Annotated in this window: 25 protein-coding genes and 1 riboswitch; of the genes, 14 read left to right on the top strand and 11 right to left on the bottom strand. The window is 42.4% G+C overall.

Features of this window, described 5'->3' with window-relative positions:
* Positions 1-276 precede the first annotated feature (276 nt).
* A complete protein-coding gene (locus HWQ47_RS24115) occupies positions 277-768 on the bottom strand; it encodes a peptidylprolyl isomerase (RefSeq protein WP_269968515.1) in 492 nt (163 codons plus the stop codon).
* Between the two features lie 96 nt (positions 769-864).
* On the bottom strand, positions 865-3048 hold the full coding sequence (locus HWQ47_RS24120; protein WP_269968516.1) for an immunoglobulin-like domain-containing protein: 2184 nt from the start codon (positions 3046-3048) through the stop codon (positions 865-867).
* 66 nt (positions 3049-3114) lie between these two features.
* A riboswitch (cyclic di-GMP riboswitch) is annotated at positions 3115-3200 on the bottom strand.
* A gap of 155 nt (positions 3201-3355) precedes the next feature.
* On the opposite strand from HWQ47_RS24120, the gene HWQ47_RS24125 reads away from it, so the two are divergent.
* Positions 3356-4546 (top strand): sugar transporter, encoded by a 1191-nt coding sequence (locus HWQ47_RS24125; protein ID WP_269968517.1) that lies wholly within the window; start codon positions 3356-3358, stop codon positions 4544-4546.
* A 21-nt stretch (positions 4547-4567) separates the two neighbouring features.
* Here HWQ47_RS24125 and HWQ47_RS24130 read toward each other — a convergent pair whose 3' ends face one another.
* The 4 genes from HWQ47_RS24130 to HWQ47_RS24145 all read right to left on the bottom strand — a co-directional run bounded on the left by HWQ47_RS24130 (position 4568) and on the right by HWQ47_RS24145 (position 7901).
* Positions 4568-4867 (bottom strand): zinc-ribbon domain-containing protein, encoded by a 300-nt coding sequence (locus tag HWQ47_RS24130; protein WP_269968518.1) that lies wholly within the window; start codon positions 4865-4867, stop codon positions 4568-4570.
* Between the two features lie 73 nt (positions 4868-4940).
* Positions 4941-5489: a BMC domain-containing protein gene (locus tag HWQ47_RS24135; protein WP_269968519.1), complete on the bottom strand. Its 549-nt coding sequence runs from the start codon at positions 5487-5489 to the stop codon at positions 4941-4943.
* Positions 5486-6874 carry a 4Fe-4S dicluster domain-containing protein gene (locus HWQ47_RS24140; protein WP_269968520.1) on the bottom strand — a complete coding sequence of 463 codons (1389 nt, stop codon included), beginning with the start codon at positions 6872-6874 and terminating at the stop codon, positions 5486-5488. Before HWQ47_RS24140 ends, HWQ47_RS24135 begins: the two co-directional genes overlap by 4 nt.
* Positions 6875-7001: 127 nt before the next feature.
* Complete coding sequence (locus HWQ47_RS24145) at positions 7002-7901, bottom strand: PocR ligand-binding domain-containing protein (protein ID WP_269968521.1); 900 nt, start codon at positions 7899-7901, stop codon at positions 7002-7004.
* Between the two features lie 302 nt (positions 7902-8203).
* Here HWQ47_RS24145 and pduA point away from each other — a divergent pair, with 302 nt between their 5' ends.
* The 13 genes from pduA to HWQ47_RS24210 all read left to right on the top strand — a co-directional run bounded on the left by pduA (position 8204) and on the right by HWQ47_RS24210 (position 19287).
* Complete coding sequence (gene pduA, locus HWQ47_RS24150) at positions 8204-8494, top strand: propanediol utilization microcompartment protein PduA (RefSeq protein ID WP_269968522.1); 291 nt, start codon at positions 8204-8206, stop codon at positions 8492-8494.
* On the top strand, positions 8494-9330 hold the full coding sequence (gene pduB, locus HWQ47_RS24155) for a propanediol utilization microcompartment protein PduB (RefSeq protein WP_269968523.1): 837 nt from the start codon (positions 8494-8496) through the stop codon (positions 9328-9330). Before pduA ends, pduB begins: the two co-directional genes overlap by 1 nt.
* Before the next feature lie 15 nt (positions 9331-9345).
* Positions 9346-11856 carry a glycyl radical protein gene (locus HWQ47_RS24160; RefSeq protein WP_269968524.1) on the top strand — a complete coding sequence of 837 codons (2511 nt, stop codon included), beginning with the start codon at positions 9346-9348 and terminating at the stop codon, positions 11854-11856.
* Positions 11857-11994: 138 nt separating this feature from the next.
* Positions 11995-12909 (top strand): glycyl-radical enzyme activating protein, encoded by a 915-nt coding sequence (locus tag HWQ47_RS24165; protein WP_269968525.1) that lies wholly within the window; start codon positions 11995-11997, stop codon positions 12907-12909.
* Positions 12910-12922: 13 nt separating this feature from the next.
* Positions 12923-13765, top strand: a complete 843-nt coding sequence (locus tag HWQ47_RS24170) for an MIP/aquaporin family protein (RefSeq protein ID WP_269968526.1) — start codon at positions 12923-12925, stop codon at positions 13763-13765.
* A gap of 12 nt (positions 13766-13777) precedes the next feature.
* On the top strand, positions 13778-14221 hold the full coding sequence (locus HWQ47_RS24175) for a BMC domain-containing protein (RefSeq protein ID WP_269968527.1): 444 nt from the start codon (positions 13778-13780) through the stop codon (positions 14219-14221).
* On the top strand, positions 14222-14851 hold the full coding sequence (gene pduL / locus HWQ47_RS24180) for a phosphate propanoyltransferase (RefSeq protein ID WP_269968528.1): 630 nt from the start codon (positions 14222-14224) through the stop codon (positions 14849-14851).
* 3 nt (positions 14852-14854) lie between these two features.
* Positions 14855-15346 carry a PduM family microcompartment protein gene (gene pduM / locus HWQ47_RS24185; protein ID WP_269968529.1) on the top strand — a complete coding sequence of 164 codons (492 nt, stop codon included), beginning with the start codon at positions 14855-14857 and terminating at the stop codon, positions 15344-15346.
* Complete coding sequence (locus HWQ47_RS24190; RefSeq protein WP_269968530.1) at positions 15346-15615, top strand: EutN/CcmL family microcompartment protein; 270 nt, start codon at positions 15346-15348, stop codon at positions 15613-15615. The genes pduM and HWQ47_RS24190 overlap by 1 nt, the downstream gene beginning before the upstream one ends.
* A 33-nt stretch (positions 15616-15648) precedes the next feature.
* Entirely contained in the window at positions 15649-17049 is a 1401-nt protein-coding gene (locus HWQ47_RS24195) for an aldehyde dehydrogenase family protein (RefSeq protein WP_269968531.1), read from the top strand.
* Between the two features lie 94 nt (positions 17050-17143).
* On the top strand, positions 17144-17506 hold the full coding sequence (locus HWQ47_RS24200) for a BMC domain-containing protein (protein ID WP_269968532.1): 363 nt from the start codon (positions 17144-17146) through the stop codon (positions 17504-17506).
* Positions 17507-17524: 18 nt separating this feature from the next.
* Positions 17525-18712 carry an acetate/propionate family kinase gene (locus HWQ47_RS24205; RefSeq protein ID WP_269968533.1) on the top strand — a complete coding sequence of 396 codons (1188 nt, stop codon included), beginning with the start codon at positions 17525-17527 and terminating at the stop codon, positions 18710-18712.
* A 23-nt stretch (positions 18713-18735) separates the two neighbouring features.
* Positions 18736-19287, top strand: coding sequence for a BMC domain-containing protein (locus HWQ47_RS24210; RefSeq protein ID WP_269968534.1), 552 nt, complete (start codon positions 18736-18738; stop codon positions 19285-19287).
* Positions 19288-19558: 271 nt separating this feature from the next.
* On the opposite strand, the gene HWQ47_RS24215 is transcribed toward HWQ47_RS24210, so the two are convergent.
* The 5 genes from HWQ47_RS24215 to HWQ47_RS24235 form a co-directional block, all read right to left on the bottom strand.
* Positions 19559-21193: an FGGY-family carbohydrate kinase gene (locus HWQ47_RS24215; protein WP_269968535.1), complete on the bottom strand. Its 1635-nt coding sequence runs from the start codon at positions 21191-21193 to the stop codon at positions 19559-19561.
* A 9-nt stretch (positions 21194-21202) separates the two neighbouring features.
* Complete coding sequence (locus HWQ47_RS24220) at positions 21203-22162, bottom strand: ABC transporter permease (RefSeq protein WP_269968536.1); 960 nt, start codon at positions 22160-22162, stop codon at positions 21203-21205.
* Entirely contained in the window at positions 22162-23160 is a 999-nt protein-coding gene (locus HWQ47_RS24225; RefSeq protein WP_442802055.1) for an ABC transporter permease, read from the bottom strand. Before HWQ47_RS24225 ends, HWQ47_RS24220 begins: the two co-directional genes overlap by 1 nt.
* Positions 23153-24757, bottom strand: a complete 1605-nt coding sequence (locus tag HWQ47_RS24230) for a sugar ABC transporter ATP-binding protein (RefSeq protein ID WP_269968537.1) — start codon at positions 24755-24757, stop codon at positions 23153-23155. The genes HWQ47_RS24225 and HWQ47_RS24230 overlap by 8 nt, the downstream gene beginning before the upstream one ends.
* Before the next feature lie 219 nt (positions 24758-24976).
* Positions 24977-25951 (bottom strand): autoinducer 2 ABC transporter substrate-binding protein, encoded by a 975-nt coding sequence (locus tag HWQ47_RS24235; protein WP_269968538.1) that lies wholly within the window; start codon positions 25949-25951, stop codon positions 24977-24979.
* Between the last annotated feature and the right edge of the window lie 851 nt (positions 25952-26802).

The raw sequence follows: 26802 nt of genomic DNA on the forward strand, positions 1-26802 counted from the left end.
AAAGAATCGGACAGATTCGGCTCGCAGTATACATTCCAAGCCCAGACTTACAACTTCCCCTCCCCCACTTTGAGACATTCTAGGCAGAAAAAACCTGCTGAAATCCAGTCATAACAATCCAGCTTAAAATAGCCAAATTAATCTCATAATGTCGGATACAATTGCAACAAGTGATCAATTTTCAACCGCCCCACTTAACTTGCAACAAATTAAACTAGTGACTAGTCAATTGTATACTCAGTTCAATTTTAATACAAATATTAGCTTGTGCTCAATTTAAAACACACTCACCTTTTCGACAATAATCATCTCCTGCGGCACATCGTCATGACCCATGACGGAGATGGTTTTCACTTTAGCTATCTTATTAATCACCTCCATGCCAGCGCTCACCTTACCAAAAACCGCATAACCCCAACCTGTATTGGTCGTCGCGGTATGATCTAAAAATGTGTTATTTGCCAAGTTAATAAAGAACTGCCCAGTCGCTGAGTGCGGTGCATCGGTTCTCGCCATTGCCAGTGTCCCGATCACATTCTTTAGGCCTTTATTCGCCTCATTGACTATGGCTGCCCGCGTTGGCTTCTCATCCATTTCGGCAGTAAACCCGCCCCCTTGCACCATAAAACCACTGATGACCCGATGAAAAATCGTCCCATCGTAAAAACCATCCTGACAATACTTCAAGAAGTTTTTCGCACTCACAGGTGCACGCTCAAAATCTAACTCAATCTCGATATTGCCCAAATTTGTAGTGAAAATAATCATAGAAACCCTTAAAAAATAAATGAGGCTATATCTAGCCTCTCATTAGCAAAATCTAAGAGAATTGCCCCACTATAATGGTGAGGCATAACTGTCAGTTTACTGTGAAAACCACGCATCATTCCATGCACTACCAGTACCTGGAGCATAGTGAGTGGCAGAGCCTCCACACCAACCACTGTTAGGCCATGGACGACACTGATATAGTCCACCAGCATTGGTCACAACATCACCTGCTTGGTACTGGGTGCCTGATACATACTCAGGGTAGTCGCCACCTTCACTGTCCTCTTCAACCAAGCTCACAGCTGAGCGATAGATGAGGTTGTTAGCTTTAGCCTCAACGACCACCTCATAGCTGCCAGCTTCTAGGTTAATGGCCGATAGTGTTAATGTTCCCTCATTACTTAACTCAACCTCAGCACTGGCAAAAGTGTTGCTACCTTGAACTAAACTTGTACTCACTACCATGGTTTGATTCACGTTAACTGAAAAGTGAATATCAACCGAGCCTTGCTGAAGCAGATAGCGCGAAGATAACCCAGCCACACCAAGTGTTGGCTTTACAACAGGTGGAGTCCCACCATCGCAATCGCTGTCACCCTTTGACGTCCAGACACCCCATTCACCAGTAGTGCCGGGCTCATCACCTTTCGTCCACCAGCCAGCAAGCCAACTTTTACTCTTGTGACTGACCGTCTCACCACCAAGGTAAACCGTCGTGCCATCCCACGCGTTATCACAAACAGCACCTTGCTCTTTAACTGTCACAACACGCTCAACACGAGACTCTTGTCCAGCACCATCCGTCACACGATAAATCAGCGGATATTGACCCACATGCTCGCTATTGACCTCACCTTCAACAGAGATACTCGCCGTTAAATCACCATCTTCAGCATCATTTGCACTTACACCCGCCATCACATTAAACTGGCTACCTAAGGTGATAGTAATATTTGCAACGCCCGTGAACTCAGGCTTAGTGTTATACACCTCAACAGTGCGAACTTGCTCGGTGACGTTATCATCACTATCTGCAACTTTATAAGTTAGTGCATATAAACCAAGTTCACTGGTATTAACACGACCTTCTACTTGAATATCAGCAGTAATATCGCCATCTTCCATATCACGGGCATTGACCCCAGCTAGCGCATCAAAATGACCACCAAGCGTCACTCGTACATTACTCAATCCCGAGAAAATAGGCTTGCCGTTATCCGGTTCTGGAGGAAGGATCTCTTGGCCATGAATAAATGGGCCGTATGCCTTAATGAATGACTCTTGATAGGTCAGCCCTGCTGAATTTTGTCCCATATCCCAGTTAATGGACCAGGTCATCACGCCACGCAGAGGCTGACCCTGCTGCTTTAGTTGGTTGAATGCAGCGTACAGCTTCTGTGGATCATTAATAAATCCTGTTGCTGCGGCATCGATATTAGTTGGAATACCAAATACTAACTTATCGTGGGGGATTTTAGTGAAACCATTGGTGCCATTGGCCAACGCGTCAGCAATATGATAGATAAACTCCTGTTTGAGATTATCGTTATTCTGTGCTATCCAACCTAAGCCTTCGATATAGATACCATCGCCACCTTGATTATAAAACTGGGGGTTTATCCAGTCATAATAACCCTCTAATGCCGTGATATAAGGGACATACTTGCCACCGCTTGTAAGGTAAGGAAACTCTGGGGCCATGGTGATCAAAAAGTTCTTATTTTGAGCATGGTAGTAGTCTTTAACAATGCGTAAAGCTGCTGGGATCACCACTTGGTTATCAGCTGCGGTAACAGCGGCTTGTTCTAAATCGATATCGAGTCCATCGAAGCCATACAGCTCCACAAGGCGGATAATCTCATCGGCTAAATCTTGCTCTTGACCCAGTCGCAACTCAATGTGGGCATCCGCGCCACCAAGGGCTATCAAGACCGAACGTCCCTGACGGTTAAGTTCGCTGATTTGATCGATAAACTGGCTTTCTGTTAAGCCAATGTCAGGATCTAGCTTGAAGGTAGGTATAGTGCCAGCGGCACCATAAGCTTTCATAAATGACACATCGACCACATTGTACTGTGGATCGATTTCGGCTAAAGAAACACAAGGGGCTACGCCGCCTTTATAACCCGCACCACCGCACCAGTTATGCCAATAGCCAACAACCACGCCAGACTCAGGATTAACCATGTCGCTACCATTAGCAAAAACGGGTACCGACAAAGAACTTATTGCCAGAGTAATGCCAGCTCCGACAAGATTGAGTGTTAACGATTTCATTAATTTATGCCTTTTCATTGAATACAGAAAAGTAACAGGCACGCCTACGGCGCAACCGACGTCACTTGAGGTAACTCCACTACCATAGGGCCAAGCCCCTTAGGCTGGATGCTTTGCGTCACACGCTTTCACATGTTTTGCCTTTTCACCAAGTGCATCATTGCACTAATAAAAATCACGATGATTATTATCTGTAATGCTAATTTTGTAAATCAAAATACACGAACAAGCATTTACTTAAGAATCTGATTGACCTAAAGCCATCTTCCTCCTAGAATCTGCTGCCTTTTTGTCCACCACATGCATTATGAACACACCTGTAGATACCCGTTTAGCTTGGCTTAGGGTCTTTTTAATGGCGCTTGCTGCCTTTATTTTTAATACCACAGAATTTGTACCTGTAGGCTTATTAACTAACCTAGGCCAAAGTTTTGATATGAGTGCCGCCGAAATCGGCCCTATGATCACCATCTATGCATGGGTGGTCGCGCTAACGTCCCTACCGGCCATGTTGTTGCTGGCACAGGTAGAGCGAAAGCGTCTGTTAATGGCTATCTTTATCCTGTTCATTATTAGCCATTTAATTTCGGCAATGGCCACCAGCTATCATATTCTATTAGTTTCACGCATAGGTATTGCATTGGCACATGCCGTATTCTGGTCCATTACTGCAGCCATGGCGGTACGTTTAGCACCTCCTGAAAAAGCCTCTCAAGCCTTAGGTTTGCTCGCGACGGGAACAGTGCTCGCTATGGTACTTGGTATACCTTTAGGACGTATTATTGGGCAATACCTTGGTTGGCGAGTCACCTTTGCCGGAATCGGTTTGTTAGCTTTCATGGTCATGTTGGCACTATGGTATTGGCTACCAAAAATTGAGGCATCTAATAGCGGTGATCGTCATAGCTTACCGACATTGATGCGCAATAAACCTTTGCTTTGGCTCTATCTGTTAACCGTGATTGTGGTGACGGCGCAGTTTACCGCATTCACCTATCTAGAGCCCCTCATTCAACAAGTATTTAAATTCACTCCAGAGATAACCACTTGGGTTTTACTGATTTTTGGAGGGGCTGGAATCATAGGAAGCTTACTGTTCAGCCGTTATAACGGCCAACACCCACAGTATCTGATGTTGAGCGGTATACTGGTACTTGGCGCTTCTTTATTTGCACTAGCGAAAATGGGGACTCATTTACCGACACTGATATTACTGGCCTTTATTTGGGGAGCCGCCATGATGCTCAGTGCATTAGCACTTCAATACCGAGTGTTGAAATACGGCTCGGCCGCGACGGATATCTCTATGGCTATTTATTCAGGAATATTCAATATAGGCATTGGTGCAGGCGCCTTGCTTGGTAGTCGAGTGACAATGAATTTTGGGGTCGAATATAACGGGCTGGTGGGTGGCATCATCATATTACTGGCACTGTTGCCACTTTGGTATCTACTGGTAAAGCGTAAACCTATATTCCATTGTGCTGACTCCATTTAGCCATAAATAAGTGCAGCATTGTTAGTTGTGCTGATGTTTAGCCACTAAAGCTTCAACTTCATCATGTAAATCTTGCCCGTGAGAATCGATAAGTGCGAGTTGCTTGCCCAATATCCGGGACAGTTTCACCCTGTCCTGACATGTCTCGCATACCAACAAATAGTCGGGAGTAAATCGCCAGACTGGGATGAAAAAGAGTGAGGCCCATTCGATTTCCTTATACAAACGCCACTGCTTATCCTCGCCACAACGTAGGCAGTGGCAAGTCATCAAGGGCGCTAACAACTCATACTTTTTGTCCATACCCACAAGAAACAACATGCTCAATCTCCTTAAATCGTTCAGCTTTATCGAACAATTTATTGTGCATTGAAACATAAGAAAAAGACACTTGTTATACCTTTCCTTGTAACATTTCTTTACTTGGGTTTGGAATAACGACTTTAGCGACCAACACTCCCTTAGACTTAATCCGCTCAGCCGCGGCCTCAATAGCTGCCGTCACAGAAGCGATGTCCCCTGTTAACGTAATATATCCTTTGCCCCCTATCGCCATAGCCATATGTACACCAAGAAGTTCGATATTGGCTGCTTTTACCGCGGCATCGGCCGCCTCAACAATGGCCGAAACAGAAAAAGTTTCAATGATACCGAGTGCGCCGGTCTCCTCAACCACCCGGGTGCCTGATATTGCAGGAAAAACATCAGGATGAACATTAGAGATAATCAGATCGTCAATAATGTCACCGCCACCGACAAATAAACCCGCTTCAACCGAGGCTTTTACTGCCGACACATCACCACTGACCATCACCATAAACTTACCGGGGCAGATAGTACGGTTAAATAGAATTTCCACATTTGCCGCTTTCAACATTGCGTCAGCCACTAAATAACCACGAGCAATCGAATTAACTTCGAGACATCCAATTGAATTTATCATGAGTTAACTCTTATTATAGATTGTTCAATAATGATGCATTGATCAACTGACCTCACTTGTCCATCAATGCTTGCATGAACGGCTACACTCAAAGCATCTGCTACAGCTTGACCAATTAATTGCCCCTTAACTACAAAATCTCCAACGTTAACCACCGCCATAGCGGGCTTTCCTATATGTTGAGATAGAGGGATTTTCACTTTAGTAATAGCCATAGGTAGCGCGGTTCCTTGTTGGACACAGCCCTGTAACAGCGCGTCAAACTCGACAAATTTAGCTTTAATATGAACATAATCACTCAACTCTAACCGGCGAACTAACCGTTTAGTGGGCACACCGCGGTATTCTCGCAGTGGATGCACATCCACAGTTTTCCCCTGCAATTGCAACGGTGTGAGTAACTGACTATTTTCACTTAGCTCACGTTTTATCATGTGACAAATACGACTCGGATCTAGCCCTTCAGGGCATGACCACATGGTACACAAATTACAACCGCTACAGGTTTGTGCTGCCACTGCAAAGGGTAAGTTATTGTCTCCTGAAACTTGTAGAGCTCGCATGGCTACATTCGGTTGAATGGGATAACCAAGTAATCTTCTAGGGCACATAGAGCTGCATATACTGCATTGATCGCATGTAGCCTTAGCATTACGTAACACCTCTCGATCGCTACGCATTTTTATACGAGCCACCCGCGAATTACGCGGTAACACCAGTAAACCGCTAGATATTTTCGTCACAACTCTAGTAAGATCTTGTGTCACCGAGCCCATCATGGGACCACCTTCGATAACGACATACTCACTGCAGGTTATGCCTCCGGCTAAATCTATCGCTTGTTGATATGTTATGCCTACGGGTAACCATGCTGTATAAGGTTTTGTGACGGCGCCATGTACCGTTATCATGCTTTGCGTAACTGGTATTCCATTAGCAGCGCGATAGACATTAATAAATGACTCAATGTTGTTGACCATGACGCCAATATCTTTAGGTAAGCCGCCTGATGGTATGCGTTTGCCAGTGATAGCGTATACCAGTTCAACTTCATCACCAGCAGGATAAACATCCTCCATCAAATACAGTTCAATAGCTTGGGGTAATTGAGCTGTCAATATTGCTATCGTATCGCTATTCTTCTTTTTAATGCCAATAACACCACGTGTTGCGCCGACCTGCTTCATAGCAAGTAACATTCCGCCAAAAAGCTCAGCAGCCCAGCCTTGCATTAGCACTTGGTCTTTATATAGCAATGGCTCACATTCTGCGCCATTGGCTAATACCCAATTCACTTGACAGTCCAGCTTAACGTAAGTGGGAAATCCCGCTCCACCGGCGCCAATCACGCCACCTTCTTGAACCTGTTTTAACAAACATTCCATTAAACGCACCCCCTATATATCGAAATAGGATCACAATCCTATGGATAATATTTGTGTAGAAGAGTTAAGTCTCAATAGTTAACATCAAGATCATATTCGGATAAAATTTGGCAAAATAATATAACGTTCAACCAACCCCAACATGAAGTTTTTTAGTGCTTTCACGATATTCACATGGTGTGATTTCATGATGATGTTTAAATTGTTTTATGAAGTAACTTGAACTACCAAACCCAACGGCTTTTGCTATATCGTCAATACTTAGCGGGCTCTCACTCAATAAAGAGTTGGCTTTTAGAATCCGTTGATGATTAACATATTGATTAAATCCAACTCCCATCAGCTTTTTGAATATTCGACAAAAATAATATGGGCTGAGATTAACATAACTAGATACCATTTCTAATGAAACATTATGTCGCATATTTTTATTTACAAACGAAATAGCTTCGTCTATTTGATACTGATACTTATATTGTTTTATCGTCACTATCTCATTACAACCCAACAAATACTCATCATCAACGTCATCAATAATATCCAATATTTCATTACCGAGTAACCTTGAAATCATTTTTGCTGAAGATAGAATTTTATTTAAAGATACTGTTTTTATTTGTCCATGCAGAACTTTTAACTCATTATCTTGCCTAGATATATCTCTTGAAAAATGTTCTATATTTGATATGACATTATTTTTAACTTTGACTTGCCCACACTGTATAAAACCTAGTAAATTCCCTTTTTTAATGATAGGGACTGAAAAGTCTACTAACCCAGCATGACATGTATAACAGAATGCTTTATTTTCTTTTAATGAATTAGCTCCTCCGAGTCTATCGCAATTAATGCAAACATTTAAATATTCCTTATTTGATCTTATTTTATTGCAAAACTCGCTAAAGTTAACACGAGGAGAGATTTCATTGCCTCGAACATCGACTAAAACAGTCGCTAATTCTGTCGCACAAGAAAAATCATAAATAATATCATTAATAGCTTTAATAGAATCTTTCAAATTTTGCATTAAATAATGTCTCTAAGCTAATCCAAGGTTAAAAACTCACAAAATAGTACATTATTAACGGAGAGTTTTATTGATTAACATCCCACTTTTTAACATTTTCATTCTAATGAAAAAACAATATTTTCCTATCAAAACTAACCTGAATACTGCATGGAATTTTTAAAATAAAAATTTATTGCTCAAAAATGACAATTATTTGTTATTGATACTTTCTATAGTGTCAATTTTTTTGCGTTTGTTTCTTTTATGCTGTCACCAGAAACTAAAGTAGTAGGTATTTTATCAAATAAAGGAAATGAATCATGCAACAAGAAGCGTTAGGTTTAGTGGAAACGAAAGGTCTGACCGCAGCAATTGAAGCGGCTGATGCCATGGTTAAGTCTGCCAATGTTCATCTTGTCGGTTATGAAAAAATCGGTGCAGGTTTAATCACCGTTGTTGTTCGCGGTGATGTTGGTGCGGTAAAAGCTGCGACGGAAGCGGGTTCATGTGCCGCCAAAGCTGTGGGTGAAGTGATAGCTACACATGTGATCCCACGTCCACACATGGATGTCGAAGCCATTTTGCCAAAGGCGAAAAAGGAAGATAAATAATGGCAACACTATCATCCCTCGAAGAGATTGTTGCTCAAGTCATGGCACAAGTTGGTGATCTAGGTGGCGGTGATGTGGCAACAACGTCTTTCGCAGAAGAAAGTTCCAATAAAATGAAACTAGGCACCGCTATGACGAGAAAGAAAAGTGCGATGACGGAATTTGTCGGCACCGCCATTGGTGACACCATAGGTTTAGTTATCGCTAACGTTGATAGCCAATTACTCAAAAGCATGGGAATTGATAGAAAGTATCGCTCTATCGGTATCTTAGGTTCTCGTACTGGTGCAGGCCCTCATATTATGGCTGCTGATGAAGCCGTTAAAGCCACAAACACTGAAGTGATTAAAATTGAATTAGCCCGTGATACTAAAGGGGGCGCTGGACATGGTAGCTTAATTTTGTTTGGTGGCGTTGATGTTTCCGATGTGAGGCGAGCAGTGGAAGTGGCGCTCGGTGAGCTGGAGCGTACTTTCGGTGATGTTTACGGCAATGATGCAGGTCACGTAGAGTTGCAATTTAGCGCCAGAGCAAGCTCTGCACTTGAAACTGCCTTTGGGGCACCGCTAGGAAAAGCTTGTGGCGTTATCGTTGGGGCACCAGCGGCCATTGGTGTTCTTATGGCTGACGCTGCAGTTAAGTCTGCGAATGTCGAAACCGTTGCTTATAACTCTCCAAGCAGTGGCACTAGCTATTCGAACGAAGTCATTCTTATTGTATCTGGTGACGCTGGTGCTGTACGTCAAGCTGTAATAACGGCTCGAGATGTAGGTATCAATCTGCTTGAAACAATGGGCGGAGAAGCTAAGCCAACAACTGATAAATCCTATATTTAATATAAGGTAACAAAAATGACTATTAGAGGTTTTGGTGAGCCCACAGCTCGTATCATTGCACTAAGAGAACAAATTTTAAATGCTTGCCCATGCATCGAAACTGACCGTTCAATCTCTATTACTAACTCGTATAAAGATACTGAAGGTTTACCCATCATTATTCGCCGTGCAAAAGCGTTTGAGCGTATTTTAGCTGAATTGCCGATTGTCATTCGTGACGGTGAATTAATCGTAGGTAGTGCGACCGTTGAACCCCGTTCTTCTCAGATCTATCCGGAGTTTTCGAATACTTGGATTGAAGATGAGTTTGACAGAATTGGTGATCGTAATGGCGACTCTTTCCAAATTACTGAAGAAGATAAGCAGAAGCTTCGCGAGCTTGTTTTCCCTTATTGGAGCGGCAAAACAACAAGTGAACTAGCAACGTCATATATGTCAAGTGATACAAAAGAATGCATCGATAAAAATGTGTTCACTGTTGGCAACTACTATATGAATGGCGTGGGTCATATCGCTGTTGATTACGGGAAAATCTTAAAAGTCGGTTATAAAGGTATTATCAGAGAAGTAGCTGAAGTTATGCAAAGCGCTGATAAAACAACCCCTGACTATATTAAGAAAGAGCAATTTTTAAAGAGCATCATTATTGCGTGTCATGCCGCAATTCAGTTTGCCAAGCGTTACGCTGCCAAAGCACAAGAATTGGCACAAACTACAACAGGTAAGCGCAAAGAAGAGTTATTACAGATCGCCGACATTTGTAGCAAGGTGCCAGAAAATGGGGCGACAAACTTCTATGAAGCTTGCCAATCTTTCTGGTTTGTTCATCTTTTGATTGGTTTAGAGTCGAACGGTCACTCCATCTCGCCAGCTCGGTTCGACCAATACATGTTGCCATACTTCGAAATGGATAACACTATTTCAGAAGATGAAGCACAAGAACTTCTTGATTGTATTTGGGTAAAACTAAATGATATCAACAAGGTTCGTGATGAAATGTCAACAAAGGCATTTGGTGGCTATCCCATGTTCCAAAACTTGATCGTGGGGGGTCAAGATGGGAGTGGTCAGGACGCGACCAACAAGCTTTCTTATATGAGCATGAAAGCCACAGCACATGTCAAATTGCCTCAGCCGTCTTTCTCAGTTCGAATTTGGTCAAAAACAAAGGATGAATTCCTGTCCAAAGCCTGTGAACTTAGCCGACTAGGCCTTGGTGTGCCAGCATTCTATAACGATGAAGTGATTGTTACTGCACTGGTTAATCGCGGCGTTACACTTAAAGATGCACGTAATTACGGCATTATTGGTTGTGTGGAACCTCAATGCCCAGGCAAAACTGAAGGCTGGCATGATTCGGGATTTTTCAACTTAGGTAAACTGCTGGAAATCACCCTTAATGGCGGTAAAGTTGACGGTGAACAACTTGGTCCTATGACGCCTAACTTGACAGAAATCAAACAGCTTGAAGACTTACTAGCGGCTTATCAAAAGCAAGCGGAATATTTTGTCTTCCATCTGGTTAATGCTGATAACTGTGTCGATATCGCTCATGCTGAACGTTGTCCTTTACCCTTCTTATCTTGTATGGTTGATGACTGTATAGGTGCGGGTAAATCCCTGCAAGAAGGCGGCGCTGTCTACAACTTTAGTGGCCCTCAAGGTGTTGGTTCTTCCAACGTGGGTGATTCATTGGCGGCGATTAAAAAGCTTGTCTTTGATGAAGGCAAACTCACGCTTCAACAAATTAAAAATGCCCTTGATAGTAACTTTGGTTATGGCAAAGACGCACCAATTGTGAGTGCGAACAAAGATGAAGCCTTTGATGTTGTTATGGAGGCAGTAAAGAGAGTGCTAGAAGAAAATGGCTCTTTACCCGCTAACATAACTTCAATCGCTAAAGCCGCAATCTCATCAAACAGCGAAGGGGAAGCGATTCGTCAAATGATGTTGAATTCGCCTAAGTTTGGTAATGACATTGATGAAGTGGATATGTTAACTCGCGAAGGTGCGGCAGTGTATTGTCGTGAAGTGGAGAAATACACAAACCCCCGTGGTGGTCGCTTCCAAGCAGGCCTATATCCAGCCTCCATCAATGTGATTATGGGATCTGTCGTCGGTGCGACTCCTGATGGCCGTCTTGCTAACGAGCCTTTAGCCGATGGAGTCTCTCCAAGTCGGGGCATGGATAAGAGTGGACCAACAGCTGCAACAAACTCGGTTGCTAAGCTTGATCACTTCTTAGCGTCAAATGGCACCTTGTACAATCAGAAATTCCATCCATCTGCACTTGAAGGTGAGAAGGGATTGCAGAATATGAGTGCTTTGATGCGAAGTTACTTCGATCAAAAAGGGATGCACGTACAGTTCAATGTTATCGATAGAAAAGTCTTACAGTCTGCACAGAAAGAGCCAGCAAAATATCGAGATCTTGTTATACGTATTGCAGGATACAGTGCTCAGTTCATCTCGCTCGATAAGAGCATTCAAGATGACATCATTGAAAGAACTGAACATATATTCTAAATGTCAGTTAACAGCCTTTTCTAGAATAAAGAAGAGGCTGTGTCTCTGAATATTTACTATTTATTTCAATATGTTTAATTCGTGACACTCATGACTTGGCGTATAAAGTAAGTCTGTATTATATGAAGGCAAAGACTAATGAATGATAATGACGTGAAAGGCTGTGTTTTTAATATACAGAAATTTTCTATTCATGATGGCCCTGGTATTCGAACTATCGTGTTTTTAAAAGGATGTCCTCTTTCTTGTCAGTGGTGCAGCAATCCTGAATCTCAAGAGTTTTCAATTAGTATTTTATTTGATAACAGTAAATGTAACTCTTGTGGGAAGTGCCTTGATGTTTGTAATGTCAGAGCAATTAATTTACGGGGTGCAAGTTTAATTGACAGAGATAAATGTATTAATTGTGGGGCTTGTGCTGATATTTGTCCGAATGGCGCTTTAATTAAGTCTGGGAACATCACCTCCGTAAAAGAAATATTAGACGAAGTATCTAAGGACTCGGTGCACTTTCGTCGCTCCAACGGTGGTCTGACCCTATCAGGGGGAGAACCATTAGCCCAACCAGATTTTGCTGAGGCCTTACTCATTGGGGCAAAAGAGAGAGGTTTTCATACGACAATGGAAACGAGTGGCATTGCGCCAAGTGACGTATTAAAGAGAATAATTCCTCTACTTGATTTAGTTCTTCTTGATATTAAGTCTTTCTATACCGAGCCCCATGAGAAATTTGTTGGTGTAAAAAGTGAAATGGTACTTAAAAATGCATTAATTATTTCTGAACTCGCAAATGAACTAGCTATTCGTATCCCAGTCATTCCAGGATTCAATGACGATAAAAAAAGTATTAGTGCAATTGGAAGTTTTGCAACACATCTAAAGAACGTGTCAAAGATATATTTGTTGCCTTATCACAATTACGGTCAAAGTAAGTACAAACTTATTAATAAGGAGTATGAGTTTTGCGGTGTTGAAATCCCATCAAAAACGACGGTTGAAAATTTTAAAAAAATAATAGAATCATTTGGATTCCCCTGTCAAATTGGCGGGTAAAAAGGAAAGTATAATGGTGAATTTTAAATCTAAGTTAATAAGTCAGTGTCTAGCCGAAATGATTGGTCTTGCCCTTATATTATTTATGGGGGCGGGTTGTGTCAGTGTGGCTGTAGTATCTGGTGCAACGATGGGAATTTGGGAAATATGCATTATCTGGGGCATAACGTTTGCTCTGGCAATATATTTAACTGCTGGGGTTTCTGGTGCCCACTTAAATCCGGCTGTAACCATCGCATTATGGTTGTGTGCAGGCTTCGACAAACGAAAAGTATTGCCATACATATTCGCACAAATGGCAGGCGGTTTTATTGGTGCTGCGCTAGCTTATCTATGCTATTTCAGTTTGTTCGAAGCATATGAAGTGACCCATAGTATTGTTCGCGGTTCGGAAGAAAGTTTAGTCTTAGCCAGTATTTTTAGCACTTATGCTAACCCCAATATCACAGTAGCTCATGCTGCCGTCATCGAGGTCCTTATTACGGCTATTTTGATGATGTTAATCATGGCGCTTTTGGATGATAAAAACGGACTTCCTAAAGGTCCGTTAGCGCCTTTGCTTATCGGTCTCCTTGTTGCGGTTATTGGTGGAGCAACGGCACCATTAACTGGCTTTGCAATGAATCCAGCCCGAGACTTTGGCCCTAAATTATTTACTTTTTTTGCGGGTTGGGGGGAGATGTCTTTCACCGGAGGCCGAGATATCCCGTACTTTTTAGTGCCATTAATTGCACCCGTTCTCGGGGCATTTTTAGGCGCAAAACTCTATTTAGCAGCCTTTGACAAAATTTTATCAGGCAATAAAGCAGAAGAAAAAGAGTTTGCTGAGCAAAACGAGAAACTAATCAATATTTAAGTGAGATTCGTCATGAATAAATCTTATGGGTTTGTTGAAGTTAGAGGATTAGCTTTGGCTATCACCACGGCGGATCTTATGGTTAAGTCCGCCAACGTAGCGCTTATCGACGCTGAAAAGACTAATGGGGGTGGGTGGATTCTTGTCAAAGTAGCTGGCGATATAGGTGCTGTACAAGCCGCAGTTGAAGTCGGCTCAAATCATGCTAAGCAACATAATGGCTTGATTGCTGCAAATGTAATCGCGAGACCAGATTCAGAACTGGTTAATTTACTAAATAAGCAGATAGAAACAAAGCGGGAACTTGAACCAGAGCTGCAATCAGAGCATGAACCAAAACTGGAACGGGTTCCTGAGAAGAGGACAGAACTTACAGAAAAACCTGAGTCAACCCAGGCGAAAAAGTCAAAAAAATCAGCAACAAATAAACGCGTTAATGTGGAGAGAATGCCGTAAATGACGACTCAACTTGAAGCATTCACCAACGAGATTATTGGAAAACTGCGTAGCCGCGATATTCCTATTGGTATTTCAAATCGTCATGTGCATCTTTGTGAAAAAGATTATCAAACGCTATTTCCAAATGAGCCTATTTCAATCTCTAAAATGCTGACTCAACCAGGTCATTTTGCATCGAATCAAAGTGTTGCTTTGATAGGGCCAAAAGGGAGCATTGAAAAGGTGCGCTTATTAGGTCCTCTAAGACCTAAAACACAAGTTGAAATATCACTGACCAACGCCAGAGAGTTAGGGGTTCATGGCGTTATTCGTCAATCCGGTGATCTTTCACAAACGCCTGGCATCATTATTAGCAGTGATGATGGTGAAGTGAAAATTGATGAGGGGGTCATTGTTGCAAAACGACATATTCACATGAGTACCTTAGATGCGTTGATTTTCGGCTTGAAAGATAAACAGTGTATATCAGTCTACATCGGCAGCGGTGCTAGAAAAACACGCTTTGATCAAGTGACAGTTCGTGCTGATCCTAATAGCAGATTAGAGATGCATCTTGATACTGATGAAGCCAATGCGATAGGGCTTAGTGGGAAAAGTGATTTTGCCACTATTTTGAAGGATGGTTAAGCCATGGATCCACAGACCACAAACCAAATTGTCGTCAAAGATGGTTGTGCAAATGTACAAGTTAACCATCTCCTTTTTGGACTGAATGGTTTAATGAAATGCGTAAAAGATCCGAGCGGTATTACTTGTATTCGAGTGATACTGCCAGATCCTACCTTTATAAACGCACTGTTTGCGCTTGATGGGTCCTTGCCTACAGTTCAAGCAATTTTTGAAGCATTAGCGATCGGTATTGAAGTTGAATTAACTATTCATAGTCAACTTTTGCCTATGTTGTCTGTTGGACCTGTAGCTATATTACCTGTAGACATATCCGATCATAAAGGATTACCCGTTGAGTTAGTAACAAGCTCAATCATCAATTACCCAGACGTTGCATTGTTTGATCATTGCTGGCTTTTGACGGTTGATAAGCCTCTGGTTACTGACTTAGCTAGGGAGCACATGCGAAATCACAAAATTAAATTAGTAAGTAAACGAGGGGGGTCTTGCTAATGCTATTGGCAAAAATCGTAGGTTCCGTAGTCGTCACTCAAAAAATTAATTCTTTAGTCGGGAAAAAACTCATGTTAGCTAAATGTGTTTCGACTTGCGGTGAAGAGATGTCAGATGAAGTCATGGTCGCAGTGGATACGGTGGGGGCCGGTATCGGCGATTTGGTGTTGTTATCTCAAGGTACCCCAGCTCAAACGTATTTTGAGTCAAATAGCCAAGGTATTGATTGTGCCGTTGTCGGGATTATTGACACCGTAAATAATCATTAATCTGATTTAACTTATATAAAAAGAGAAATATTAATGAACAATGATATCAATATTTTGGTAAACACCATTATTAAGGAAAATTGTCAGAGTCATTTTGTGGACAATAAACATGTTGGCTCATCTTATGGAGCACATTTTGAATCTGTTAATGAGGCCATTGCTGCAAGTAAAGAAGCCTTTCAACTTTTTGACAATGAGCCCCTTAAAATTCGTCAGATAATCATCGATGAATTACGTAAGCAACTCGATACGTTTATTCCTAAGTTGGCTGAGGATGCTTGTTTTGAAACTAAGATGGGTAATATTACTAATAAGATTGAAAAAAATCATGCGGCATTGCATAACACCCCTGGCACTGAAGATTTACGCAGTGAAGCACTAACTGGCGACGATGGCCTCACGCTGTTTGAGCATTCTCCCTATGGCGTTATTGGTGCAATCACGCCAAGTACAAACTCTACTGAAACAATAATCAATAATTCGATAAGTATGCTTGCTGCGGGTAATACGATTATTTTTGCTCCTCACCCAGCGTCTAAAAACATCTCGAAATGGTTAATAAATAAAATTGAAGAGATAATTTTCAGTATTACTGGTATTCATAACCTAGTTGTTAGTGTGAAAGAGCCAACCTTTGATACCACTAAAACTATGATGAATCATCCGGATGTTCGCTTACTAGTGGTAACAGGTGGCCCTGGCATAGTACATATGGCGATGAAAACGGGTAAAAAAGTGATAGGCGCGGGTGAGGGAAATCCACCATCCATCGTAGATGAAACAGCAGATATAGATAAGGCTGCCAAAGATATTATTGATGGCGCGTCGTTCGACTTTAACGTGCCCTGTATTGCAGAGAAATCTTGTGTTGTTGTTAGTAGCGTTGCAGATCAATTAATACAAGAATTTTCAAACAATGGTGCTTGGGTTATTACCGAGGCGAGTGAAAAACAATGTTTAATGTCATCGATAGCGACAGAAGACGGCGTTATCAATAAGGAGATGGTTGGCAAAAGTCCTGCAACCATCCTTCAAGCTGCAGGCATTAGTTATCAAGGTACTCCAAAATTAATTGTACTAGAAGTGACAAATGATCACCCTCTTCTGTATATCGAACAATTGATGCCAGTATTGCCGGTAACTCGAGCTGTTGATTTTGATTCTGCACTCAACCTTGCTATTAAGATTGAGCGTGGATGCTTGCATACTGCCACGATGCACTCACGAGACGTGTACAACCTGAATAAAGCAGCCCGAGCCCTTCGAACCAGTATTTTTGTTAAAAATGCACCTTCATATGCGGGTATTGGTGTAAGTGGAGAAGGCTTCACGACATTTACTATCGCGACACCTACAGGAGAAGGAACAACATCAGCGCGTACCTTTACTCGTAATCGTCGCTGTGTGCTTAGTAAAGCCTTTAATGTGCGTTAGGGAGCTTGCTCACTAACGCAGTCCAACTAACGAAAAACTGTATTAACGTGATTATCGAGTCAATTTAGCACTTGAATCTCGACAGGTAATAACCATGACTAATTTCACTGAAAATATGAATACAAATCGCATCATTCAGGAATCTGTACCAGGCAAAGAGGTGACGCTTATTCATCTTATTGCCAACCTTGAACCCAGTATTTCGGAGCTACTTTGCCATAAAGACCAAGATGAAACAGCTATCGGAATCGTGACCATCTCCCCTGGAGAGGCTGCCATTATTGTTGCTGATTTAGCGGCTAAATCTGGTTCAATTGTTGTAGAGCAGCTCAATTTTGATTGTGGTTCAGTTGTGATTAAAGGCGACCTTTCATCTGTTGAATACGCATTAAATCATGTTCGCAACACATTAACCAAAATGATGCACTTCGCTGTTTGTCCCATAACGCGAACATAATAATATTACGAGAACGATATGAACCAATATGTATTATCTGTCAATGCAGGTAGCTCGTCACTTAAATTTAGACTGTATCAGATGCCCAAAGAAACCGTCTTGCTGTCTGGTCAGTTTGACGGTATTCACTCTGATAAAATGGTTTTTGTCGCGAAACATGGAACTCACACTTCAAAAATACAACTTGCAAACAAAGACTTTGAATTTGCAGCCAATTTTCTGCTGCAATATATGTTAAATAACAAGATTGTGGCAAACTTTGAAGCAATCAATATTGTTGGTCATAGAGTGGCCCACGGAGGTGATAAGTTCGATGACGCTGTCACTGTGACTGATAGTGTATTGCTGGGGATCGATGATTTATGTAGTTTAGCGCCTCTGCATAATCCCAACAATCTGCTTTGCATTAAAATTTTCCAAAATGCCTTACCCATAGCTAAACAAGTGGCTGTGTTTGATACCGCTTTTCATCGAACAATGTCCAATGAAACCTATCTGTATCCCCTCCCCTACGAACTCTATGAAAAACACAGGATCCGTAAATTTGGTTTTCACGGGATAAGCCATCAGTACGTGGGGATTGTGCTGAAGGAAGAATATTCTGAACGTAAAAACCTGAAAGTGATTAATTGTCACCTTGGAAACGGTGCCAGTATTTGTGCAATGCTTGATGGTCTATCAGTCGATACCAGCATGGGGTTTACACCGTTATCTGGACTCATGATGGGCACTCGTTGCGGTGATATTGATCCTGCTCTGCCTGCATATATATCAGAGGTGACAGGAAAAGGAATTCAAGCTGTCGTTAAGATGATGAATTTTGAATCCGGTGTTCTGGGGATCTCTCAACTCTCTAATGATTTTCGACTTATCGTCGATGCAACAAAAGAGGGTGACTTAAAAGCTGCACTAGCACTGAAAATGTTTATCAATCGTGTTGTTAAATTTATTGGTTCATACACCGCAGTATTGAATGGCATCGATGTGCTCAGTTTTACCGGTGGCATTGGCGAAAACTCTGATCACATTCGCAGTGAAGTGTGCAAAAACCTTAAGTATCTTGGTCTTGAATTGGATCAAAAAGCGAATAAAAGTAATGCAAGCACGATTAGTTCTGCATTGAGTAAAGTCGTAGTCCAAGTGATTAATACCGATGAAGAGCTAATGATTGCTCGCGATTCTTGCCGAATTACTTCGTCACTTTGAGCCCTAAAAATTCGAGGTTTAATATGATAAATTCTATTGGTTGTATTGAGTTAAGTTCGATTGCAACTGGGTACATTGTTGCTGATGCCATGATAAAATCAGCTAACGTAGAAATTGTTTGGAATGAGATCCATTGTCCCGGTCGATTAATGTTGATGATATTAGGTGATACTTCATCGGTGAGCGCTGCGATAGAGGTGGGATTAACCAAAGGTGGGGCTCAGGTCGTCAATAGTTTAGTGTTATCACGCATTCATACTGATGTTTTAGAAGCCATAAGAAAACGTAAGTCGACCAAAAATATAAAATCACTTGGTGTCCTCGAAGCTCAATCTATTTCCTCTGCAATCGAAGCAGCTGATATAGCAGTTAAATCTAGTAATGTGGAAATATTAAGTATTAATGTTTCTATCGGTATTGCCGGTAAAGGTGTGGTAACGATAACGGGGGATATCGCGTCAATCACTTCAGCAGTCGAAATTGCGGTTAAGAATGCAGCCAACAAAGATACGATTTTACATACTGCTGTCATTGCTAATCCGAGTCCAAGCATATTGACTCGTAAGCGTCCCTGACAAACTACACACAGCATGGTTAACAACCTCACTTAGATCAGTTATACAAATCATCTCTTAACTGGTCTTTGTAGAGACTGAATCCGTACCGATTTACATAGTCAATCCCTGCTTAATTAATTGCTTACGCCAAACCTCTAGTTAACCAGCAAGATAAACTGTCTTATTGGTTAACGATTAAGTTCGCCTTAACGCTTCTTACTATCCTGTGCAATATACTCTATGACTTATCATTTCCACCAGATACGCGGTGATGAAATGAATTCGCTATTTAGAAATCGGCCATCATGGTTTTATAGCGACAATCATCTTCATACATTTGTTGAAATACCCTGTACTTAGCATCATAGAAGCGTTTGCTTTTATCAGCCGTTGGAGTCACCATTTTACCGATGCGGCTCATGGCACTCATCGCATCAGGGATCGTGGCATAAAACTCAGCAGCAACAGCGCCGAGCATCGCTGAACCTAATAACACTGCTTCACTTTCTTCTGGCAGCAACATGGCACACCCAGTTGCATTGGCATGCTCTTGAATAAATACCGGATTCTTCGTTCCACCGCCACAAGCCATAATCGTGTCAATGGCATAGCCTGAACTGTTCATCTCTTCGATAATATGCCGAGTCCCCAGAGCGATAGCTTGCACTGTGGCTAAATATTGCAACGCCATATCATCCAACTTTACTCCCATGGTCAAACCACTCATGGTTCCCGTTAAATGCGGATTAGCCCGGGGAGAGCGATTACCGTTAAAGTAAGGCAAAACATGGCGGTCACGGGTCAAGAAAGCAATATCTTCCTTACTTCCTGCCAGCTCATATAGCCGTTCATTTAATAGCTGGTAAACAGTGATATCCGTCGATTTAGCCTGTTCTAGGGCTTGTTCATAATAAGGGTGCCCAGTAATGACATGATCAATCAATACGCCTGTAGCCGATTGCCCCCCTTCGTTAAGCCAATGCCCAGGGATCATAGCGCTATAATAAGCCCCCCAAATTCCATTGATAAAACGCGCCGTTTTTGAGGTAGCCATATGGCAAGTAGAAGTACCACCAATCAATGCCAAGCGCTGATTAAAATCGGCTGTCTCACCGCTCATTCCTGCCGCGCCTAATACCCCAATACCACCTGCATGAGCATCAATAATCGAGGTCGCAATTTTAGTGCCTTGCAATAGCCCTAGTTCGCCTGCAGCCTGAGCTGTCAGACCATTGCCGATAGCCTCACCCATGGGACGAATATCATTGCCTATTGAACTGGCATTATTGTGCAAAAGATCCCCCAAGCCAATGGTATTGAAGTAATCCTTATCCCACCTATTCTCATGGCCAAGATAGGTCCATTTACACACTGTTGAGCATAAAGAGCGACTATTTTCATTGGTCGCCTTCCAAGTGAGAAAATCAGGCAGATCGAAGAAATAGCCAGCCTTAGCCCAAGTGGATGGCATGTTTTCTTTCAGCCACAAGAGTTTAGGTGTTTGCATCTCGGGGGAGATATGGTTACCGACAAAGGCAAGCACGGGATGCTTAGTGTCATTGATACGCTCAGCCTGAGCGATTGCTCGATGATCCATCCACATCACAATATTTTGTTCACTGCGCCCTGTAGGGCTCACCGTCAACGGCAAACCATGTTTATCCAACACCACCATGGAGCAGGTTGCATCAAAGCCGATGCCTTTAACTTGAACCGAGTCAATATTAGCCTGTGATACGGCATCACGCACCGCCAAGCAAACACACTGCCAAATATCATCGGAGGATTGCTCAACAAAATGGGCTTTAGGTTTAAAAATACCAATATCTCGTTTAGCCTCTCCGGCTTTACGGCCTTGGCTATCAAATACGCCAGCACGAGCACTGCCACTACCTACGTCCACACCTATAAAAAAACTGGTCATGATGACTTCCTATGATTTGTACTGTTGTAGGCCAATGAAAACAATGAGGATACCGCCCCACAGCGCCATAGTGAGATAACTACTCACACCCAGTAAATTCAATCCACTCTCAAGCGCTTGCAATACCACTAGCGCCAAGAAAATACCGATAATACGACCGAATCCGCCATCTGGATTAATCCCACCTAACACAGAAGCCAAAATGGCGACCAAGAGGTAAGACTCTCCATAGCCCGCTTTAGCTGAATTAAATTTAGCCATCATAATAATAGCGGCCAGCCAGCAGAGAATAGAGGAGATCATATAGACATATACCAGTGACTTCTGAGTGTTAATACCAGAAAAGCGGCTGGCTTTTTCGTTGGAACCAATCAGATAAATAGCGCGCCCTAATGCGGTATGTTCAAGTATCACCCAGAGTCCAAAGGCAAACGTCCCGAAAAATATTAAGGGCGTTGGGATCCCCAAAATATCACCATTACCTAAGAAGAGCAGCACATCGGGGAAGCCTGAAATAACACTCCCCCCAGACAGCAACACATTGAGGCCATTGATGAAAGTCATCATGCCTAAGGTAGCCAAAATAGGAGACACACCAATATAGGCAATGAGAAAACCGTTAGCTAAACCGACAACCACCGCCGTGGCTAGCCCAGCAGCCAAAGCCGCCATCAGCATCAAACCACTATCAGGTGACTGGGTGATAATACTGGCCATAACAAGCGAGCAAGCATTTGTGGTGGCAATAATGGAGAGATTGATGCCACCAGTGAGCATACAAACCGCCATTGCCAAGGCAAAGATCCCGAGTAAAGGAAGCTGTGATGACATGGATTGCAAGTTGGACAACGAGAAAAACGTTCCGCCTAAACTAATCGCCATTAGCGCCATAATGGCTGCCAAAATCACCAGTAAATAACGGATATTACGATCTGTCGGCAGTTGTATTAAATTCATAAATGCTGGCATCAGGCCTCCTGCTTAGCTTGTTGTTTTTCGTTCAGCGCGGTCATACTAATACTGATCAAAATGATCAGTCCTGTTAATACTGTATGCCAATAAGAAGGAACGCCCATTAAGGTCAGACCATTTTTAAGCACAGCCAACAATGCCACGCCGAGCATGACCCCAAGCAAGGTTCCTTTACCACCACTCATACTCGTACCACCTAATACGACAGCGGCGAGTACTGTCAGCTCAAAACCCATTAACGAGTTAGGCGCCACAGATTGGGTAATTTGGGTCTGCACCACCGCGGCAATTCCCGCCATTGCGCCCATGTAGCCATAAACAAACAGATTAAGACCAAATGGATTCATCCCGATACGGTGAGCAGCATCAGCATTACCGCCCATGGCGTAGATTTGTCGACCAAGGCGGGTTTTATTCATCAATAGAGAGGTAAACACCACCACCACCAAGAGCGTGATCATGGGTAAGTTTAAGCCATAGTCGTAGCCGTCAGTTGCAGTGAAACGAAACACCTCGACCCCATCCATAAACCAATCTGGGAAGCCGTATAGCCACTCACCATTGCTAAAATAGATAAGCAGGCCAAAGTAGACATTTAACATGGCGATAGTAATGATAATCGCCGGCACTTTTAACTTGTATACTAATATCGCATTAACCAAACCTAAGGTGATACCCACCAGTGCTGCAATACCAAATGCGATAGCAAAATTACCACCGTTAGCAAGCACAAAACTGGCCATTAAGTATTGGCCTATCGCTGCGGTAGCAGGGAATGAGATATCGATACCACCAGCAATTAACACCACAAATAAGCCACAAGCCATGATGCCGAGAATAGCCGAGCTCACTGTCATGTCGAAAATATTGCCTAGGGTCATAAAGTCTTCGGTGCCTATAGACAAGCCAAGGACCAATAAGGTTATCAGCAGGGCTAAATAGAACTCATGATGTTTGAGTAAAGAGGATATAGAACCTTTAGACAACTCAAGCATTAACGGCCTCCATTATCTGCTGTTGAGTACATGTAGATGGTATAAATTCATGGGTAAAACGGCCCTCTTTCATCACTATCACTCGGTGGCTGTTATAGAATACTTCAGGGATTTCATCGCTGATCATGATGATCGCGATGCCCTTGGCGGCGAGATCTTTGGCGATCTGATAGATACTTTCTTTATTGGCGATATCCACACCAACTGTTGGCGAATCCAAGATCAATACCTGCGGCTCAGCGGCTATCCATTTTGCGATGGCAATTCGCTGGGCATTACCGCCAGACAGACTACTAACAGGCAGTTGCGGATCTGATACCTTGATCGACAGCGATCTTATCAGTTTGCTTACTAACGCTTTAGCTTTGGTGTGATCCAGCAAGGCTTTCCTTATTCCTTTACCAGACAGTCGCGGTAAGATCGTGGCAGTAGTGTTATCACTAATGCTTTGATCCATCACCAACCCTGTGGTCATCCGATCTTCGGTGACATAACCAATACCATGAGCAATAGCATCGCGATTTGACTTGAAAACGACCGATTCGCCAGCAAGCTTAATCCCCCCCCTATCGGGCTGCGTCATGCCAAACAAACTCATGCATAACTCACTGCGACCGGATCCCAAAAGACCAGTAATAGAGACTATCTCACCACTGCGCACCGTGAGGTCGATATCATAAAATTGGCCTGCTTTAGTCAGCTTATTGGTAAGTAGCTTTATGTCACTGTCATCAAGTTTGGCCTCAAAGCTGCCAATGGGAGTGAACTCGAAACGTTGCCCTGTCATCAGATAGGCCAACTCATCGCTGTCAACATCCTTTGCATCATAAGTGCCAATAGTACTGCCATCGCGAATAACAGTGATGCGATCGGAGATCTCCATCACCTCATCGAGTTTATGGCTGACAAAGACCACGGTAATATTGCGCGATTTAAGATCGGCCACCACCTTGATAAGCTGATTCACTTCGGTGCGAGTTAGCGAAGCTGTCGGTTCATCCATGATCACGAGTTTGGCATCAGCGGCCATAGCACGGCAGATCGCCACTAACTGACGCTGCGCAATACTCAATTGTTCAACACGTTTATCCAAGGGCAAACTCACCCCAACACTGTCCATCGCTTTTTGGGCAATGGTGCGGATCCGTGAACGGCTTACGAATCCTTTATACCATTGAACATGATCTTGAATAGCGATGTTTTCCGCCACGCTCAAGTTAGGAAACAAAGACAAGTCCTGATAGATAACTTGCACTCCATGCTCTATGGATTGCTGTGGAGTAAGGCGGTTATAGTGCTGACCATCCATGATGATTTCAGCGCCAGATTCAGGGGCGTGTACACCGGAAATGATCTTGAATAGGGTACTTTTACCACAGCCATTTTTCCCCGCTAGGCAATGGACTTCACCGCGATTAAAACTGAGGTTTATATCATTGAGAGCTTTAACTGAGCCGAAATGTTTCGACACCCCTTTGAGAGTAATAAAGGCTTGTTTGGACATAGTGATACCACTCGGCTGATTGCCTAATAAAGTGACTAGAAAAATAGCTTTAAAAAATTGAAGTGGTTGCCCGTATAAGAACAGGCAACCCATATTTTATCCCTAAACCACCTGAGAATGCTCGTTTCAGAGGCATTGCGCGAGTTCAATTCTGGACGCATTGGCGTAGGAATGGTGACTCCCTTTTAAGCTAATGGAACAACCATTAGCTACGAACAATGTCTTGCCTAAAGTACATTAAATTCCCACTGAATCCTGCATTTCTAAGTAGCTCGGGCATAGTTAGCGAGCGCTAACTATAGATTTAACTACCTAGAAATCTAAGCTGCGGGCATTAGACTTATCGACTTCAAGGATTCGATTGAACTTAATAACGCGAGTTTCAATGTTTATCTCTGCCTTACCCAGTTTATTCACCTCAACACCCTCTTCTATCGCCTTACCATCAAGCATCATCTTGGCAACGGCAACCATGGCATAACCCGCATCAGCAGGGTTCCACAGGAAGCCTTTATCAATCTCACCGCGCATCAGATATTGCGCCGCCTGACTTGGCATTAAGATCCCGACAGTGTCAATCTTATCTTTGGCGCGTTTTTTCTTAATCGCTTCACCAGCACCAATCAAACCTAATGAACCGTAAGAGATGATCCCTTTCATATCAGGGTAAGCTTTCATCAGATCATTCGTGGCGCCATAAGAGGCATCTACACTTTCGGCCACAGGCATACGACTGGTGACTTCAAACATCTCTGGGTAAGTCTTTTTTTGGTAATCGATAGCCAAATTTGCCCAGTTATTATGCAGCGGTACGGTCAATGAACCCACAAAAACAACATAGCCTCCCTTACTATCCATATGCTTAGCCATCTCATCCATGGTCGATTTGGCATAGGCGAGGTTGTCTAACATCTCAATATTCCAGTCAGCATTATGCTTATCTGGTGACTCATGGGTCAGTACAATAATGCCTTTATCACGAGCCTTCTTAAATACAGGTTCAAGCACAGTCACATCATTAGGCACCACAGTGATGGCATCCACCCCTTTGGCAATAAGATCTTCAATCATTTTTACCTGTTGGGCAGGATCCGGCGTTGCAGGGCCAACTTGACGAGCATTTACCCCTAAATCTGCGGCTGCCTGCTCAACACCTTTATTCATCTGGTTGAACCAAGGAATACCCGATACTTTAACGACGTTGACAATCTCATAATCTTTGGCACAAACACCTGCAGATAATAGTGCCAGAGAAACAGCAGCAACTTTAAAGAATACTTTTTTCATCTTGGTTCACCTTGTAAGAATTTATACAGGCAATCACTTGCCCTGCAGAATGGACTCAATATAAAGTGATGAGGTGAAGAAATCCGCTGAACAGATGAATAACGTGATCGATGCACGTTACTGTTAAATATATGAAAAAATCAAAGAAGTATTAGGTTACCAAGGGTAATTGATGAAATAAAACAACGATTCCAAACTAATAATCTGCATATTTAATAATAATTTGATCACGTAAAACCAACAGACTTCATTGCTTTTTCATTCGTAGTTTCTAGGTTAATAAAACCACATGAAAATAGATTTCAAAAATCAAACCTAGATCACGAATCACCACTTTATACCTGCTAGCAGTCCAGAAATAATGAAATATTCCAGTCTAACAAGTCACCAAAACATAGGACTCTGTCAATAAATTGATTCGAAAAAACGTCATTTAACAACACAAGCGACCATCGCCGTCTCTTATACTGAGACCAATACTCTTAATGCATCCCCTTGCCATCGACACCAGTCGATCCATCCCCTTGGTATTTTGTATCCATTCCAAGCCTCAATATTAATTAAGGTTCTTGAATTTCCGTTAAAACAGACAAGCCACTATTTATATTAATTAAAATAAAGATGAGCACACTAAAAATATTTAGTTACATTTATTATCTAGAATTATTTCACAAGAAATTTTCATATGGTTAAAAATAAGAATATATTTTATTTCATTACTACCAGCAACCATTCAAGATGTTGATTGTTATTAAGTTTAATTTCGTGATACATTTGTTATAAAATACACAGATTCTCGTGAGGTATAATTATTTTTTAGCCGTAGAATCATCCCACGTTATTAATATTAG

The sequence above is a fragment of the Shewanella sp. MTB7 genome (assembly GCF_027571385.1).
In the GTDB taxonomy this organism is placed as follows: domain Bacteria; phylum Pseudomonadota; class Gammaproteobacteria; order Enterobacterales; family Shewanellaceae; genus Shewanella.

Bases quoted from the DNA above. Each gene is read 5' to 3' on its own strand.
- HWQ47_RS24115 (WP_269968515.1), bottom strand. From the start codon at position 768: ATGATTATTTTCACTACAAATTTGGGCAATATCGAGATTGAGTTAGAT.
- HWQ47_RS24120 (WP_269968516.1), bottom strand. From the start codon at position 3,048: ATGAAATCGTTAACACTCAATCTTGTCGGAGCTGGCATTACTCTGGCA.
- HWQ47_RS24125 (WP_269968517.1), top strand. From the start codon at position 3,356: ATGAACACACCTGTAGATACCCGTTTAGCTTGGCTTAGGGTCTTTTTA.
- HWQ47_RS24130 (WP_269968518.1), bottom strand. From the start codon at position 4,867: ATGTTGTTTCTTGTGGGTATGGACAAAAAGTATGAGTTGTTAGCGCCC.
- HWQ47_RS24135 (WP_269968519.1), bottom strand. From the start codon at position 5,489: ATGATAAATTCAATTGGATGTCTCGAAGTTAATTCGATTGCTCGTGGT.
- HWQ47_RS24140 (WP_269968520.1), bottom strand. From the start codon at position 6,874: ATGGAATGTTTGTTAAAACAGGTTCAAGAAGGTGGCGTGATTGGCGCC.
- HWQ47_RS24145 (WP_269968521.1), bottom strand. From the start codon at position 7,901: ATGCAAAATTTGAAAGATTCTATTAAAGCTATTAATGATATTATTTAT.
- pduA (WP_269968522.1), top strand. From the start codon at position 8,204: ATGCAACAAGAAGCGTTAGGTTTAGTGGAAACGAAAGGTCTGACCGCA.
- pduB (WP_269968523.1), top strand. From the start codon at position 8,494: ATGGCAACACTATCATCCCTCGAAGAGATTGTTGCTCAAGTCATGGCA.
- HWQ47_RS24160 (WP_269968524.1), top strand. From the start codon at position 9,346: ATGACTATTAGAGGTTTTGGTGAGCCCACAGCTCGTATCATTGCACTA.
- HWQ47_RS24165 (WP_269968525.1), top strand. From the start codon at position 11,995: ATGAATGATAATGACGTGAAAGGCTGTGTTTTTAATATACAGAAATTT.
- HWQ47_RS24170 (WP_269968526.1), top strand. From the start codon at position 12,923: ATGGTGAATTTTAAATCTAAGTTAATAAGTCAGTGTCTAGCCGAAATG.
- HWQ47_RS24175 (WP_269968527.1), top strand. From the start codon at position 13,778: ATGAATAAATCTTATGGGTTTGTTGAAGTTAGAGGATTAGCTTTGGCT.
- pduL (WP_269968528.1), top strand. From the start codon at position 14,222: ATGACGACTCAACTTGAAGCATTCACCAACGAGATTATTGGAAAACTG.
- pduM (WP_269968529.1), top strand. From the start codon at position 14,855: ATGGATCCACAGACCACAAACCAAATTGTCGTCAAAGATGGTTGTGCA.
- HWQ47_RS24190 (WP_269968530.1), top strand. From the start codon at position 15,346: ATGCTATTGGCAAAAATCGTAGGTTCCGTAGTCGTCACTCAAAAAATT.
- HWQ47_RS24195 (WP_269968531.1), top strand. From the start codon at position 15,649: ATGAACAATGATATCAATATTTTGGTAAACACCATTATTAAGGAAAAT.
- HWQ47_RS24200 (WP_269968532.1), top strand. From the start codon at position 17,144: ATGACTAATTTCACTGAAAATATGAATACAAATCGCATCATTCAGGAA.
- HWQ47_RS24205 (WP_269968533.1), top strand. From the start codon at position 17,525: ATGAACCAATATGTATTATCTGTCAATGCAGGTAGCTCGTCACTTAAA.
- HWQ47_RS24210 (WP_269968534.1), top strand. From the start codon at position 18,736: ATGATAAATTCTATTGGTTGTATTGAGTTAAGTTCGATTGCAACTGGG.
- HWQ47_RS24215 (WP_269968535.1), bottom strand. From the start codon at position 21,193: ATGACCAGTTTTTTTATAGGTGTGGACGTAGGTAGTGGCAGTGCTCGT.
- HWQ47_RS24220 (WP_269968536.1), bottom strand. From the start codon at position 22,162: ATGCCAGCATTTATGAATTTAATACAACTGCCGACAGATCGTAATATC.
- HWQ47_RS24225 (WP_442802055.1), bottom strand. From the start codon at position 23,160: ATGCTTGAGTTGTCTAAAGGTTCTATATCCTCTTTACTCAAACATCAT.
- HWQ47_RS24230 (WP_269968537.1), bottom strand. From the start codon at position 24,757: ATGGGTTGCCTGTTCTTATACGGGCAACCACTTCAATTTTTTAAAGCT.
- HWQ47_RS24235 (WP_269968538.1), bottom strand. From the start codon at position 25,951: ATGAAAAAAGTATTCTTTAAAGTTGCTGCTGTTTCTCTGGCACTATTA.